Consider the following 12,943-nt stretch of genomic DNA (forward strand, 5'->3'; position numbering starts at 1 on the left):
CCTCCTCCCCCCGTATAGCCGGAAGGTAACTCGCCGCGACGATCGCCGGTTAGGGCCGTACGCCCTGCTGGCCGGGGAACTCCTCCTCTGCTCCCGCGCTCACCGCGGCCGTAGCGTCGGCCCGAGGAGGTGCCGACGATGGCCGTGCGCATGGATGTGACGCCGGCACTGCGGTGCCGGGGGCTACGCCGCCGGTACGGCGACCTGATCGCTGTGGACGGCGTCTCTTTCGAGATCGCGCTGGGGGAGACCTACGGCCTGCTCGGCCCGAACGGTGCTGGAAAGACCACGGTCATCTCGATGGTGGCGGGTGTGCTACGCGCCGACGCGGGCGAGGTTTCGGTGGCCGGCCAGCCGATGACCCCGCGCACCCCGGCGGTCAAGGCGCGGATCGGGTATGTGCCGCAGGACGTGGCGCTCTACCCGGATCTGAGCGGTCGGGAAAACCTGCGTTTCTTCGCGCGCCTCTACGGCCTGAGCCGCGCCGAGGCGCGCTCCAGGGTCGCCGAGGTGCTGGAGACCATCGGCCTGGCCGAGCGGGCACGCGACCCGGTCGGTGAGTACTCCGGCGGGATGAAGCGGCGTCTGAACATCGGTGTTGGCCTGTTGCACCAGCCACGGCTTCTGATTCTCGACGAACCCACCGTGGGCGTCGACCCGCAGAGTCGCAACGCGATCCTGGCCAGCGTCGAGGCGCTCGCCACCGGTGGCATGGCCGTGCTCTACACCACCCACTACATGGAGGAGGCGCAGCGACTCTGCGACCGGGTCGGCGTCATCGACAACGGACGGTTGGTCGCCGAGGGCACGGTACGCGAGCTGACCGCCCTGGTCGGCGAGCACGACCGGGTGGTGCTCGCCGCCGACGGCGACCTGCCAGCTGCGGCGGAGAAGCTGCGAACCGTGGCCGGTGTCCGCGAGGTTTCGGTGGGCGCCGGGCGGCTGGAGTTGCTGTGCGGCGACGGCCGGGCCGCGCTGCCGGAGATTCTCGCTTGCCTCGCCTCGGCCGGCGTGGCGGTGCGCTCGGTGGAATTGCGCGAACCGGACCTTGAGGCGGTCTTCCTGCACCTGACCGGCAAGAGCTTGCGAGACTGACATGGGCGCGGCACTCCGGATCGCCGGCAAGGACCTGCGGGAGCGGGTGCGGGATCGGTCCGCGCTGCTGATGGCCATAGTGCTGCCGCTGGTCCTGGCGTTCATCTACGACCTCATCTTCGGCTCGGCCGCCATCCCTCGCCCGTTCGACTACGCGGTAGTGGACCTGGACGGCGGTGAAGTGGCGCGGGTCTTCGTGACCGACGTGCTGGGCGAGGCCGAGAAGCAGGGCTACGTGACGGTGCGTACCGCGAGTGGCGTCACGGCCGGCGAGGAACTGGCCGCGGACGGCGCGGTCGACGCGGTGTTCGTGCTGCCGGCCGGGTTCACCGCCGCGGTGCGGAGCGCGGCCCCGGCAGAGGTTGAGGTGATCGGCAATGTCGACTCGCCGACCGGTGTGGACGTGGCGCGCTCGATCGCGCGATCGTACGCGGCGGAGATCGACGCGAGCCGGCTGGCCGTCGCCGCCGTGCTCGCCGGCCGCGATCACGCGGACGTACCGGAGCGGGAGCTGGCCGCGATCGCCCAGAAAGCGGCGGCGGCGACCCGTCCGCTGGTACTGGAGGACGTGTCCGCCCGGGAGAAGATCCTCGACACCCAGACGTACTTCGCCGCTGGTATGGCGGTCTTCTTCCTCTTCTTCACCGTCCAGTTCGGAGTGTCATCCCTACTGGATGAGCGCGCCCAGGGCACGCTCGCGCGGCTGCTCGCCGCGCCGATCCCGCGTGTCTCGGTACTGGCCGGCAAGCTGATTGCCAGCCTGGCGCTGGGCCTGCTGAGCATGACCGTGCTCGTGGTCGCCACCACGGTGTTGATGGGTGCGGCGTGGGGGAACCCGATCGGCGTGGCGCTGCTCGTGCTGGGCGGAGTACTGGCCGCGACCGGTGTCACCGCGCTGGTGGCCTCGCTGGCACGGACCGCCGATCAGGCCGGCGGCTGGCAGGCGGTCATCGCGGTGGTGCTGGGCCTGCTCGGCGGGGCCTTCATCCCGATCTCGCAGGTGGGCGGCTTCGTCGCGACGCTGAGCCTCGTGACGCCGCACGCCTGGTTCATGCGCGGTCTCGCCGAGCTGGCCGGCGGTGGTGGGCCTGGCGCGGCACTGCCGGCCACCGCCGCGATGGTCGGGTTCTCGGTGGTCACGGGTGCGGTGGCGGTGATCCGGCTGGGGAAGGTGGTGCGGCCGTGAAAGCCCTCGCGATAGCGGCTGTCAACGTGCGCCGGACACTGCGCGAGCGGACCAGCCTGTTCTTCATCGTGCTGTTTCCGATGCTGCTGATCCTCGTGTTGGGCATGGCGTTCGGCGGGACCTTCGAGCCACGCGTGGGTATAGCCGCGCCGGCGCGGGAGCCGTTGGCTCAGGAGCTCGTCGAGCGGTTGCGGGCCGCGGACGGCATCGACGTACGTGTGCACGAACGCGAGGATGAGGTCGTCGCGGCGGTCGAACGGGGCGACCTGGAGGCCGGCCTGGTGGTGCCGGGCGGGTACGACGCCGCGGTTACCGGCCAGGGTCGCGCGATTGTGCGTTACGTGGTCCGGCCGGGCATCCAGGGACAGCAGGTCGGCTCGGTCGTGACGGCGGTGGTCGACGAGGAGGCCGGCCGCCTGCGGGCGGCCCGGGTGGCCAGCGCCGAGACGGGCCTGCCGTTCGACGTGGCGCTGGGCAGGGTGGACGGCGTGGCGGCGAGCGCCCCGACGGTCACGGTCGCCGTGCGCACAGCGGGAGAGGCCGACTTTCCGGAGAACCTCGGCCGGTTCGACCTGATGGCAAGCTCCCAACTGCTGCTGTTCATCTTCCTGACCTCGCTCACCGGAGCATCCGCCCTGATCGAGACTCGCCGGCTGGGCGTGACCCGGCGGATGCTGGCCACGCCCGTACGCGCCGGCACGGTGGTCCTGGGCGAGGCGCTCGGGCGCTTCGCCGTGGCCGTCCTACAGGGCGTGATCATCATGAGTGGGGCCGCGTTGGTCTTCGGCGTGGACTGGGGCGCGCCGCTGCCGGCGGTACTGCTCATGGTCGCGTTCGCGCTGCTGGCCAGCGGTGCCGGGCTGCTGATGGGCGCGGTCGCCCGCACAAGTGAACAGGCGGTCGCGGTCGGCGTGCTGCTGGGCATGGCTTTCGGTGCGCTGGGCGGTGCGATGATGCCGCTGGAGCTGTTCTCGCGCACCATGCGCGCGGTCGCGCATCTCACGCCGCACGCCTGGGCGGTGGACGGGTACGCCGAACTGGTCCGGCGCGGTGGTGGCCTGCTGGATGTCCTGCCGCAGATCGGCGTCCTCATCGCGGGCGCGGCGGCACTGCTGGCGCTGGCGTCCTGGCGCCTGCACCGCGTATTGGCGAACTAGGCCCGCATCAAAGGCCGAAGGTCCCGAAGCGAGACGGCATTGGGCCCGCGACGTCGCGTCTCGTGGCCCTGGTGCCTCGCAGCCGCCCAGGCGCAGGCTGAGGTCGGATCGTTTATCGACGAGGAGGCGGCCATGGAACCCAGGACCCAACCCCGGGCGCGGCGAGTGGCGACCCTGACTCTGGAGCGACCCGTGGCCACCGAGCGGCCCGCGGCGCCGGAACTGGCTCCGGCGTGCCGGCCGGCCAACCGCGCAGCCCGTCGTGCCGCACGCCGCCTGACGTGGCGTCTCGGCTGCGGACGCAGGAGCTGATCACGATGATGTACTGGGGCCACGACGGGATCGGCGGCTGGGGATTCATCGTGATGATCCTCAACATGGCCCTCTTCTGGGGCCTGCTGATCGGTGCCGGGATTCTCGTCTACCGGGCTGTGCAGGGTGGCGGCGGTGCATCGGAAGCCGAGTCCGCCCGGCGCCTGATCGGGGAGCGGTTCGCCCGCGGTGAGATCGACGACGAGGAGTATCGGCGGCGGCTGGAGACGCTGAGGCACGGGGCCCGATGATGACGTCGGCGGCCGTGCGTGGCGGACTGCGGATCGCCCTACACGGTGTCGTGCAGGGCGTCGGATTCAGGCCTTTCGTCTACCGGACTGCGGTGTCCTGCGGCCTTACCGGAGACGTACGCAACACCAGCGGGCACGTGGAGATCCACGCCTTCGGGTCGGAGCCGGCGTTGGCGGCCTTCCTGGATCGCCTGGCTCGCGAGGCACCGGCCGAGGCGCGGATCGATCGGGTGGAGACCTCCCCGCTCGACGCGGCGCCGCCCGCCGGCTTTGGCGTACGAACAAGCTCCGATGTGGACGGTGGCGGCCGGGAGTCGCCGCCGGACCTGGCGACCTGCGACGCCTGCCTGCGGGAGCTTTTCGACCCGCTGGACCGGCGGTACCGGTACCCCTTCATCAACTGCACCGACTGCGGCCCGCGGGCGACCATCGTCGCGGATCTGCCCTACGACCGGTCCCGCACCACGATGTCCGGCTTTCCGATGTGCCCCGCCTGCGCCGCTGAGTACCGCGACCCAGCCGACCGTCGCTTCCACGCCGAGCCGATCGCCTGCCCGGCCTGCGGACCCCGCCTGTGCTGGCGTACCGTCGGCGGCGGGCCGATCGCCTACGGTGAGGACGCGCTCGCGGAGGCGGTCGCGATCGTCGACACCGGCGGCGTGATCGCCGTCAAGGGCATCGGCGGGTACCAGATCGTCTGCGACGCCCAGAACGAGGCGGCCGTGGCACGGGTGCGGGCCGGGAAGTGCCGGCCACGCAAGCCGTTGGCCGTCATGGTGCCCGATGTGGACGATGCCGCCCGGTTGGGGTTCCTCGGCGCGACCGAGGTCACGCTGTTGACCGGCACCGCCAGGCCGATCGTGCTCGTCTGGCGCTGGGCGAACGCGCCCCTTGCGGACGGCGTGGCGCCGGCCCTCCCCGAGGTGGGTGTCTTCCTGCCCTACAGCCCGCTGCACCACCTGCTGCTGCGGGAGCTGGGCCGTCCGCTGGTGGTGACCAGCGGCAACCGCGGCGGCGAGCCGATCGCGATCGACCCCGACACGGCCCGCGCCGTGCTCGGCCCGCTGACCGACGGCATCCTCGACCACGACCGGCCGGTCCTGTCCCGGTACGACGACTCGGTGGCCCGCGTCGTCGCGGGCGCCCCTCGACTACTGCGCCGTGCCCGGGGCTACGCTCCGGCCTCCCTTGCGCTGCCCGCACCCGCTCCTGAGCCGGTACTGGCCGTGGGCGCCCACCTCAAGCACACGGCGGCCCTCGCCGTCGGCGACCGGGCGGTGCTCGGCCCGCACACCGGCGACCTGGAGAGCGCCGAGACGTTCGCCGCCTTCGAGCAGGTCGTGACCCGCCTGGGCCGGTTGTGGGCGGTGCGGCCCCGGATCGCCGCCCACGACCCGCACCCCGGCTATCTGTCCACTCAGTACGCGACGGCGCGTTTCCCGAGGGGAGAGCGGGTGCCGGTGCAGCACCATCACGCGCACGTGGTGGCCACGGCGGCCGAGCACGGGGTGCGCGAGCCGTTTCTCGGCATCGCGTACGACGGGCTGGGGTACGGCGACGACGGGACGCTGTGGGGCGGCGAGATCCTGCTGGCCACCTACACCGGATTCCGGCGGGTGGGCCGCTTCGGGCGTGCGCCGTTGCCCGGCGGCGCGGCGGCGGTCCGCCATCCGGCCAGGATGGCGCTGGGCTACCTGTACGGCGCGGAGGACCTGGGCGGCCAGGCGATCCCCGACGCCCTCGCCGCTGGGTTGCTGGGCCGGCTGGACGCTCGCGAGGTCGACGTGGTGCGCCGCATGGTGCGGCGCGGGCTCAACGCGCCACTCGTGTCTAGCGCGGGGCGGCTGTTCGACGCGGTCGCCAGCCTGCTGGGCGTCGCCGACGACGCCGGGTACGAGGGCGAGGCGGCGATCCTGTTGGAGGCGGCGGCCGCGGGGCACGAAACGGTGGACGCGCTGCGCTGGCGGCTGGTCCACCGTGACGGTCTGTGGGTGTACGACCCGGCACCGACCATCGTGGACGCTCTGGAGCGGGCGGCCGGCGAGCCTGTGGGGATGGTCGCCGCCCGGTTCCACGCGGCGCTGGCCGAGGTGACCGTGGCGTTCGCCGAATCTGTCCAGTGTCCAACGAGGACGGTGTGTCTCGGCGGCGGCGTGTTCCAGAACCGGCGCCTGGCCGAGGCCGTGCTGGCGGGCCTGCGGGCGGCGGGGTTCGACGCGTACCTGGGCGAGCGCGTTCCGGTGAACGACGGCGGTATCAGCTACGGGCAGGCGGCGGTGGCCGCGGCCCGGCTGGCGGGGAAGGGGTGAGACGCGATGTGCCTGGGTATCCCTGGCCGGATCGTGTCGGTGCAGGCACCTGACGAGCGGCCCGACCTGCGCACCGGGGTTGTGGACTTTGACGGCGTACGCCGAGAGGTGTGCCTGATCTATGCGCCCGAGGCGGGTGTCGGCGACTACGTGGTGGTGCACGTCGGTTTCGCGATCAGCCAGATCGATGAGCAGGAGGCGGCGCGCACCCTGGCCGTCATCCGTGCTAGCCCGGACGCGCTCGCGACCGAGCTGGGTACGCCATGAAATACCTCGACGAGTACCGCGATCCGGCGCTGGCCCGCCGGCTGCTGGACGAGCTACACGCGGTCGCCACCGCGCCGTGGACCATCATGGAGGTCTGCGGCGGGCAGACCCACACGATCGTGCGTCAGGGGATCGACGAGCTACTGCCAGCCGGCATCCGCATGATCCACGGCCCTGGCTGCCCGGTGTGCGTGACCCCGCTGGCCATGGTCGACAAGGCAGTGGCCATCGCGGCCCAGCCGGGCGTCATCTTCACCAGCTACGGCGACATGCTGCGAGTGCCGGGCTCCACAGGCGACCTGGTAGGCGTGAAGGCCCGCGGCGGCGACGTGCGGGTGGTGTACTCGCCGCTGGACGCGGTGCGCCTGGCGCGGGCCAACCCGGATCGGCAGGTGGTCTTCTTCGCGGTCGGCTTCGAGACCACGGCGCCGGCCAACGCGATGGCGGTGCTGCACGCCGCCACGACCGGCGTACCCAACTTCAGCGTGCTGGTCAGCCACGTGCTGGTGCCACCGGCGATCACCGCGATCCTGGACGCGCCGGACAACGAGGTGCGCGGCTTCCTCGCCGCTGGGCACGTGTGCGCGGTGATGGGTTTCACCGAGTACGAGCCGATCGCCGCGAAGTACCGGGTGCCGATCGTCGTGACCGGCTTCGAGCCGCTCGACCTGATCGAGGGGATCCTGATGACGGTCCGGCAGTTGGAAGAGGGGCGCGCCGAGGTGGAGAACCAGTACGCCCGCGCGGTGCGCCGCTCCGGCAACGGCACCGCGCAGGCCGCGATCCGGCGGGTTTTTACGATCTCCGCGCGCACCTGGCGGGGGATCGGCGAGATCCCCGCCAGCGGCCTGGCCCTGGCCCCCGAGTTCGCGGCCTTCGACGCCGAGCGGCGCTTCGCCGTGGCCGAGCTGAATGCCAGCGAGCATCCGGCCTGCATCGCTGGCCAGATCCTGCGCGGCACCCGGCTGCCGACCGACTGCGCCGCCTACGGCACCGCCTGTACGCCTCGCACACCGCTGGGGGCGCCGATGGTGTCCGCCGAAGGCACGTGCGCCGCCTTCTACGGCGCGGGCCGTCGCGCGCCGCTGCCGGTATTGGAGGAGCGATGATGGACATCACCTGCCCGATGCCGCGGGTCGAGACCGAGCGGGTGCTGCTGGGTCACGGCTCCGGCGGCCAGCTCATGGCCGAACTGCTCGGCAAGGTCATCACACCGGGTCTGGTCGCGCCGGGCCCGGCAGAGGACGCGGCCGTGGTGCCGTTCGAGGGTGGCGGTCAGGCGGTGCTGTCCACCGACGGCTTCGTGGTCACCCCGCGGTTCTTCCCCGGTGGCGACATTGGTTCGCTCGCCGTGCACGGCACGGTCAACGACCTCGCGATGCGGGGAGCGGCGCCGGTCGCGCTGTGCCTCGCGTACGTGCTGGAGGAGGGCTTGCCGATCGAGGAGCTGGCCCGGATCACCGCGTCCGTCGCGGCCGCGGCAGTCGCGGTCGGCGTACCGGTGGTATGCGGCGACACCAAGGTCGTTGGTCGAGGCGCCGCCGACGGCCTGTACGTGACCACGACCGGGCTGGGCGTGCTGCTACCTGGCGCCACCGTCTCGGCCGCCCGGGGCCGGCCGGGTGACGTGGTGCTTCTGTCCGGGCCGATCGGGTTGCACGGCACCGCGATCCTGTCCGCCCGCGAAGACCTCGGCTTCGAGGCGGAGATCGCCTCCGACAGCCAGCCGCTGCACCGTCTCGTGGCGCGGATGATCGCCGCGGGCGGGTCGGGTGTGCACGCGCTGCGCGACCCGACGCGCGGCGGGCTGGCCAGTGCGCTCAACGAGCTCGCCGCCGCCAGCGGCATCGCCATCGAGATCAGCGAACCGGCATTGCCGGTCCCGCAGCCGGTGGCAGCGGCCTGCGAGCTGCTCGGCCTGGACCCCCTGCACGTAGCCAACGAGGGATGCCTGGTGGCCCTCGTCGCCCCGGAGGCCGCCGACGCCGTGCTGGCCGCGATGCGGGCGGGCCCCGAAGGCGCCGGGGCGCGGCAGATCGGCACGGTGGCAGCCGACCCCGCCGGCCGGGTTACCGCGCGGACCCTGGTCGGGTCCACGCGGATCGTCGACATGCTTGTCGGCGAGCAGTTGCCCCGGATCTGCTGACCCATCACTGGCCCCGTCCCCGCGACGACTACGCGGAGCTGGCCGTGACCACCAGTTCGGTGACGCGGGCGTTGTCGGGAAACCCGCCTCTCAGCGTCGGGCGGACGCGTACCACCACACACGGCCGAGTGACCCATCTGTCTAGGTCGATAGCCTTGTGAGGCGAAAGGTCCTGCGAAGCCAGGTCATGCGGCCCTCGTCGAGGTGTGCCTCCGCCACCATCCTGAGGGTGGAGACGTGGTATCGGAGGAGTCATGAAGGCCGTCTACATCGCACCACGGCAGCCGCTGATCAGCAGTGCGGAAGGGCTCGCGAGGCGCCCAGTCAACGAGATCATGAGCCAGCCGGTGGCCTGCGTATCCACCGGCACACCGCTCGGTGAGGCATTGCGGGCGATGGTGCGCCTTCGCCACCGCCACCTCGTGGTCGTCGACGATGACGAGCGCTGTGTCGGTGTGCTGAGCGACCGCGCCATCGCGGCGGCCTGGGCTCACGATCCGACCTCGCTGGACCGCGAGAAGGCCGGCGGGATGTTGCCGGTGGTCTCGCCGACCGTCGGGCAGCACGCCCGGGTGCTGGACGCCGCGCGGATGATGCGTGACACCGGCACCGACGCGGTTGTAATCGCGGACGAGGCCGGTGCGCCGATCGGCATCGTGACGGGGACCGACCTGGTGGGCCTGCTGGCCCGTTGAAAGGGCGCCCACTGCGGCGGGCGCCCTTTGGCCCGCTGGCGCCGGATGGGCGGCGCCAGCGGGCGTCATCTCTCACGCGGGCGGTGAGGGCAGTTCCCGCACGACGATGACGGGGCAGTGCGCGTGGTGGATCAACTGGCCGCCAACTGAGCCGAGCAAGAGGCCACGGAAGCCACCCCTGCCGCGCGAGCCAACCGCGACCAGGGCGGCGCCCCGGGTGGCCTCGACCATGACGTGGCCTGGCGTGTCCGCGACCACCTCCAGGTTCACGGGTACCGTCGGGTACTTGTCCCGCCAGCCGGCCAGCATCTCGTCCAGCGCGCTGTGCTCGGCGACCGTGATCTCCTCCGGGTCGAATCCTTCCGGCGGCCGCCACCGCGGCGTGGGCAGGGTGTAGGCGTGCACTACGCGCAGCGGGACGCCGCGAGCCGCAGCTTGGGCGAAGGCGTACTCGACAGCTAGCAGCGAACAGTCTGAGCCGTCGGTACCCACGACGACAGGAGCCACGGGATCCATCGCCACGTCACCGCGTATCACCGCGACCGGGCAGTGCGCGTGCGCCGCCACCGTGACGCTGGTCGACCCGATGAGCAGCCCGAGGAAGCCACCGTGCCCGCGGTTGCCGAGCACCACCAGCCGGGCGTGCCGCGACCGCTGTTCAAGCATCGCCGCCGCGGACCCGACCTCCACCGTGCCGGTAACCGACGCTTCGGGCCGTGCCGAGAGGATCTCGGCCACCGCCGTGTCCACCATGCGCTTGGCGTCCTCCCGGGCCGCCCGGTCGGGCCAACTCCCCGGTCCGGGCGCGATCGGGCCGGCCACCGCCTGCCACTCGAACGCGTACAGCAGCTCGAGCGGCGCGCCGCTGCGGGCCGCCTCGTCCGCGGCCCAGCGCAGTGCCGCCGTGGCGCCTTCGGAACCGTCAAAGCCGACGAGGATGGGATAGCTGCTCATCATCTCTCCAATGTGGTCAATGCGCCGCGATGTCCCGGCGCTCGAAGATCGGCCGCGCGGCCGCGACGCAGGCAGCGGCGCCGGCCGGTCGCCGCGCCGGCAAGCGAGCGCCAGCCAGCCGTACTCCAGGCTCAGTAGCACCATGGCCAGGCAGGCGCCCGCGACGTCGCCAGCTTGCAGTCCTGGCCAGCGCGAACGTCCTGATGACGGCCTTCATGCCCGCAACGTAACGCGCGAGGCGCCGGACGGGCAGGGCCGATGGTCACTGGTGAGCCGGACCTTCGCCGCCTTGGGACCTAGGTCCCTACAGCACGTACCGTGCGGCTCTGCTCCGCGCTCCGGCGCCTGCCTAACGTCGACCGTGTAATGACGGGAAGGGCCAAGGAGGCCGCCATGCGTCGTGAACAACCAGGCCGGGTTATCGTCGGGATCGACGGTTCCGTGGTGGGCCTCCGGGCGCTGCGGCTGGCCGTCGCCGAGGCGCGGCGCCGCGGGGCTTCCCTGCACGCGGTGCGCGGGTTGAACATCGACACCAAGTGGTACGCGGGATATGGCAGCCCGCACGAGGAGTGCAAGCGAGAGGGTGCTGAGACGATCCGGGCGACCTTCACCGCCACGCTCGGCGGCGTGCCGGAGGATATCGAGGTCGTCTGCGAGACCATCGTCGCGCCACCCTGGCGGGCCCTGGTCGACTACGCCAACCGCGACGCGGACGTGCTGTTCGTGGGCACACGACAGCGCGGTTGGCTGCGGCGGATGTTCCGCCGCTCGGTCGCGCGCTACTGCGTCGCGCACGCCTATTGCCCCGTTGTCGTGGTGCCGCCAAACACCTTTGCCCGGACGGCATCAAGCCGTGATCTCGTCCGCGCGCTCCGCCGGGACCTGGCCGGACTGGGTGGGTGAGGGCGATGCGTACCCTGACCGGAGACCTGACCGTGAGCTACGCGGTCCGGGGCAAGACGACCGTTGCGACGGTCGGCGGAACTGTGGACGACGAGGGACGCCGGCTGCTCACCGAGGGGCTGGAAGCCGCCCTCGGGCTGCGCGGGCGGGGGCCGATCGTCGTTGACGTCAGCGCGGTGCTGGTACTTGAGCCCGCTACGATGCTGTGCATCGCGGCGGTGGCGCGAGAAGCCGCCAAAGCCGGCCGCGACGTCAGCGTCCGGATCTGAGCGATCCCGCTCACGCGGTTGGCTACGATCCAGCCCCGCCCTGCCTTGATCTCCTTGGCAACGCGGCGTGCCCAGGCGCGGACCCGGCCGGGATCGCGGAAGTCGCCGCCCTGGCCTTCCCCAGCGAGCCGGCGCCCCAGGTCCACGTGCCAGCCGGTCGCGTACACGGCGCCGCCGAGGACCAAAGCCTCGTACCCTGTCACGTCATCGTCGACGTCGGCGACGGGCCATCTCCCCGCCGCCTGTGGTCGCTTGCGGGCCGATCCGCGGCGTCAGCCGCCGAACAGCGCGGCGCCATATTTCAGCACCACGGCCAGGGTCACGACCAGCAGCCAGATGGTGACGGCGATGGCGTCGAGGTCGGCGGCGATGGCGGATTTCAGTGCCGCACTGACCCGCGGGGGCAGGAACAGGTTGCTGTCGCGGATGTTCACGCGGGTCAGCGTTGCGAACACCAGTGTCGTCGAGACGGTGACCAACAGGCACCACGGGCACAGCGCGCCGATGTTGAACATGGCCTGGTAGAACAGCCAGTACGCGAAGGCGACGCCCAGCGTGTAAGCGACCTGCGCGCTGAACATGAACCAGCGGGGGAAACGGACGCCGCCCAAGCTCGCCACCGCGATGGTGATGACGACGGGCTCGGCGACCAGCCCCAGGAAGGCGTTCGGGAAGCCGAACAGCTCGGCCTGCCAGGTACTGCCGACGGCGCCGCAACTGATGACCGCGTTGATGTCGCAGGACAGATCGGCGTCAGGATCCTGCGCCAGGCGCAGCGCGTCGACCGAGAGGACGAACGACGCGAGCAGGCTCAGGCAAGCGGAGAACAGCATCGTTCCGAAGATCCACTTGTCGGAGTGGCGGATTCGCCGGGCCCGGGCGGCCAGCTGGGTCACGGCTGGCCCTTCGCCGCCGTCACGGCCTGGGTCAGCGGACCGGCCGTGTAGAGGTAGCCCCGGAACACCGCACCGTTGATCTTCACGGTGGGTGTGCCTGTTACACCGGTGTCGAATACGGCGCCGGTCGATGCCGTGACCCAGGGCTCGAAGGTCAGCTCCGGGAACCGCGCGACCACCTCAGGTGGGACACCCGCGTCGCTGGCGAGCTTGGCGATCTCGTCATCGGACAGGCCATCCGTACCCTCCGCGGGCTGGTCGGCGAAGAGCGCGGCGCTGAAGGCCAGGACCTTGTCCGGGGCTCCATCGGCGACCGTGGCAACCGCGTTCGCGGCACGGGTCGAGTACCTGGTGCCTTGCGACATCTTGTCCAGGAAGGACAACGTTATACAGTTCGATGTGGACAGTGCCGTCGGCGACCATCCGATCGATCTCAGCGCGGTTCGCGTTTTCGAATCGCCCGCAGAACGGGCACATGTAGTCAAGGTAGATTTCGAGCCTTA

14 protein-coding genes and 1 pseudogene are annotated in these 12,943 nt (G+C 71.5%); 11 read left to right on the top strand and 4 right to left on the bottom strand.

Annotated features, from left to right (window positions below; translation table 11 throughout):
• The first annotated feature begins 138 nt into the window (after positions 1 to 138).
• From QMG73_RS25030 to QMG73_RS25070, 9 genes are all read left to right on the top strand, one after another.
• The gene (locus tag QMG73_RS25030; protein ID WP_281899572.1) at positions 139 to 1,095 is read left to right on the top strand and encodes an ABC transporter ATP-binding protein; all 957 of its coding nucleotides are present in this window, start codon (positions 139 to 141) and stop codon (positions 1,093 to 1,095) included.
• A 1-nt stretch (position 1,096) separates the two neighbouring features.
• Positions 1,097 to 2,281, top strand: coding sequence for an ABC transporter permease (locus QMG73_RS25035; RefSeq protein WP_281899574.1), 1,185 nt, complete (start codon positions 1,097 to 1,099; stop codon positions 2,279 to 2,281).
• Positions 2,278 to 3,438 (top strand): ABC transporter permease, encoded by a 1,161-nt coding sequence (locus QMG73_RS25040; RefSeq protein WP_281899576.1) that lies wholly within the window; start codon positions 2,278 to 2,280, stop codon positions 3,436 to 3,438. Before QMG73_RS25035 ends, QMG73_RS25040 begins: the two co-directional genes overlap by 4 nt.
• A 281-nt stretch (positions 3,439 to 3,719) precedes the next feature.
• Positions 3,720 to 4,001 carry an SHOCT domain-containing protein gene (locus QMG73_RS25045; RefSeq protein WP_281899578.1) on the top strand — a complete coding sequence of 94 codons (282 nt, stop codon included), beginning with the start codon at positions 3,720 to 3,722 and terminating at the stop codon, positions 3,999 to 4,001.
• A 14-nt stretch (positions 4,002 to 4,015) separates the two neighbouring features.
• Positions 4,016 to 6,310 (top strand): carbamoyltransferase HypF, encoded by a 2,295-nt coding sequence (gene hypF / locus QMG73_RS25050; protein WP_281899580.1) that lies wholly within the window; start codon positions 4,016 to 4,018, stop codon positions 6,308 to 6,310.
• A gap of 6 nt (positions 6,311 to 6,316) precedes the next feature.
• Positions 6,317 to 6,577, top strand: a complete 261-nt coding sequence (locus tag QMG73_RS25055; RefSeq protein ID WP_281899582.1) for a HypC/HybG/HupF family hydrogenase formation chaperone — start codon at positions 6,317 to 6,319, stop codon at positions 6,575 to 6,577.
• Positions 6,574 to 7,686, top strand: a complete 1,113-nt coding sequence (gene hypD, locus QMG73_RS25060) for a hydrogenase formation protein HypD (RefSeq protein WP_281899584.1) — start codon at positions 6,574 to 6,576, stop codon at positions 7,684 to 7,686. The genes QMG73_RS25055 and hypD overlap by 4 nt, the downstream gene beginning before the upstream one ends.
• Positions 7,683 to 8,723, top strand: coding sequence for a hydrogenase expression/formation protein HypE (gene hypE / locus QMG73_RS25065; protein ID WP_281899586.1), 1,041 nt, complete (start codon positions 7,683 to 7,685; stop codon positions 8,721 to 8,723). The genes hypD and hypE overlap by 4 nt, the downstream gene beginning before the upstream one ends.
• A gap of 254 nt (positions 8,724 to 8,977) precedes the next feature.
• Positions 8,978 to 9,418 (top strand): CBS domain-containing protein, encoded by a 441-nt coding sequence (locus QMG73_RS25070; protein ID WP_281899588.1) that lies wholly within the window; start codon positions 8,978 to 8,980, stop codon positions 9,416 to 9,418.
• A gap of 72 nt (positions 9,419 to 9,490) precedes the next feature.
• Here the strand turns inward: QMG73_RS25070 and QMG73_RS25075 are convergent, their stop codons facing one another.
• Positions 9,491 to 10,372 carry a universal stress protein gene (locus QMG73_RS25075; protein ID WP_281899590.1) on the bottom strand — a complete coding sequence of 294 codons (882 nt, stop codon included), beginning with the start codon at positions 10,370 to 10,372 and terminating at the stop codon, positions 9,491 to 9,493.
• A gap of 366 nt (positions 10,373 to 10,738) precedes the next feature.
• Between QMG73_RS25075 and QMG73_RS25080 the strand changes: the two genes are divergently transcribed.
• Positions 10,739 to 11,275 carry a universal stress protein gene (locus QMG73_RS25080; RefSeq protein WP_281899593.1) on the top strand — a complete coding sequence of 179 codons (537 nt, stop codon included), beginning with the start codon at positions 10,739 to 10,741 and terminating at the stop codon, positions 11,273 to 11,275.
• A 5-nt stretch (positions 11,276 to 11,280) separates the two neighbouring features.
• Entirely contained in the window at positions 11,281 to 11,544 is a 264-nt protein-coding gene (locus QMG73_RS25085) for a hypothetical protein (RefSeq protein ID WP_281899594.1), read from the top strand.
• A gap of 272 nt (positions 11,545 to 11,816) precedes the next feature.
• On the opposite strand, the gene QMG73_RS25090 is transcribed toward QMG73_RS25085, so the two are convergent.
• From QMG73_RS25090 to QMG73_RS46435, 3 genes and pseudogenes are all read right to left on the bottom strand, one after another.
• Positions 11,817 to 12,440: a vitamin K epoxide reductase family protein gene (locus QMG73_RS25090; RefSeq protein ID WP_281899596.1), complete on the bottom strand. Its 624-nt coding sequence runs from the start codon at positions 12,438 to 12,440 to the stop codon at positions 11,817 to 11,819.
• Entirely contained in the window at positions 12,437 to 12,823 is a 387-nt protein-coding gene (locus QMG73_RS25095) for a DsbA family protein (RefSeq protein ID WP_281899598.1), read from the bottom strand. Before QMG73_RS25095 ends, QMG73_RS25090 begins: the two co-directional genes overlap by 4 nt.
• Before the next feature lie 34 nt (positions 12,824 to 12,857).
• Positions 12,858 to 12,917, bottom strand: a pseudogene (locus QMG73_RS46435) (hypothetical protein); the annotation flags it as partial.
• Positions 12,918 to 12,943 lie beyond the last annotated feature (26 nt).

It is taken from the genome of Phytohabitans aurantiacus (assembly GCF_027923225.1).
GTDB lineage: Bacteria > Actinomycetota > Actinomycetes > Mycobacteriales > Micromonosporaceae > Phytohabitans > Phytohabitans aurantiacus.

Coding starts and splice junctions, on each gene's coding strand:
- QMG73_RS25030 (WP_281899572.1), top strand. CDS start 139: ATGGCCGTGCGCATGGATGTGACGCCGGCACTGCGGTGCCGGGGGCTA.
- QMG73_RS25035 (WP_281899574.1), top strand. CDS start 1,097: ATGGGCGCGGCACTCCGGATCGCCGGCAAGGACCTGCGGGAGCGGGTG.
- QMG73_RS25055 (WP_281899582.1), top strand. CDS start 6,317: ATGTGCCTGGGTATCCCTGGCCGGATCGTGTCGGTGCAGGCACCTGAC.
- hypD (WP_281899584.1), top strand. CDS start 6,574: ATGAAATACCTCGACGAGTACCGCGATCCGGCGCTGGCCCGCCGGCTG.
- hypE (WP_281899586.1), top strand. CDS start 7,683: ATGATGGACATCACCTGCCCGATGCCGCGGGTCGAGACCGAGCGGGTG.
- QMG73_RS25070 (WP_281899588.1), top strand. CDS start 8,978: ATGAAGGCCGTCTACATCGCACCACGGCAGCCGCTGATCAGCAGTGCG.
- QMG73_RS25075 (WP_281899590.1), bottom strand. CDS start 10,372: ATGAGCAGCTATCCCATCCTCGTCGGCTTTGACGGTTCCGAAGGCGCC.
- QMG73_RS25080 (WP_281899593.1), top strand. CDS start 10,739: ATGACGGGAAGGGCCAAGGAGGCCGCCATGCGTCGTGAACAACCAGGC.
- QMG73_RS25085 (WP_281899594.1), top strand. CDS start 11,281: ATGCGTACCCTGACCGGAGACCTGACCGTGAGCTACGCGGTCCGGGGC.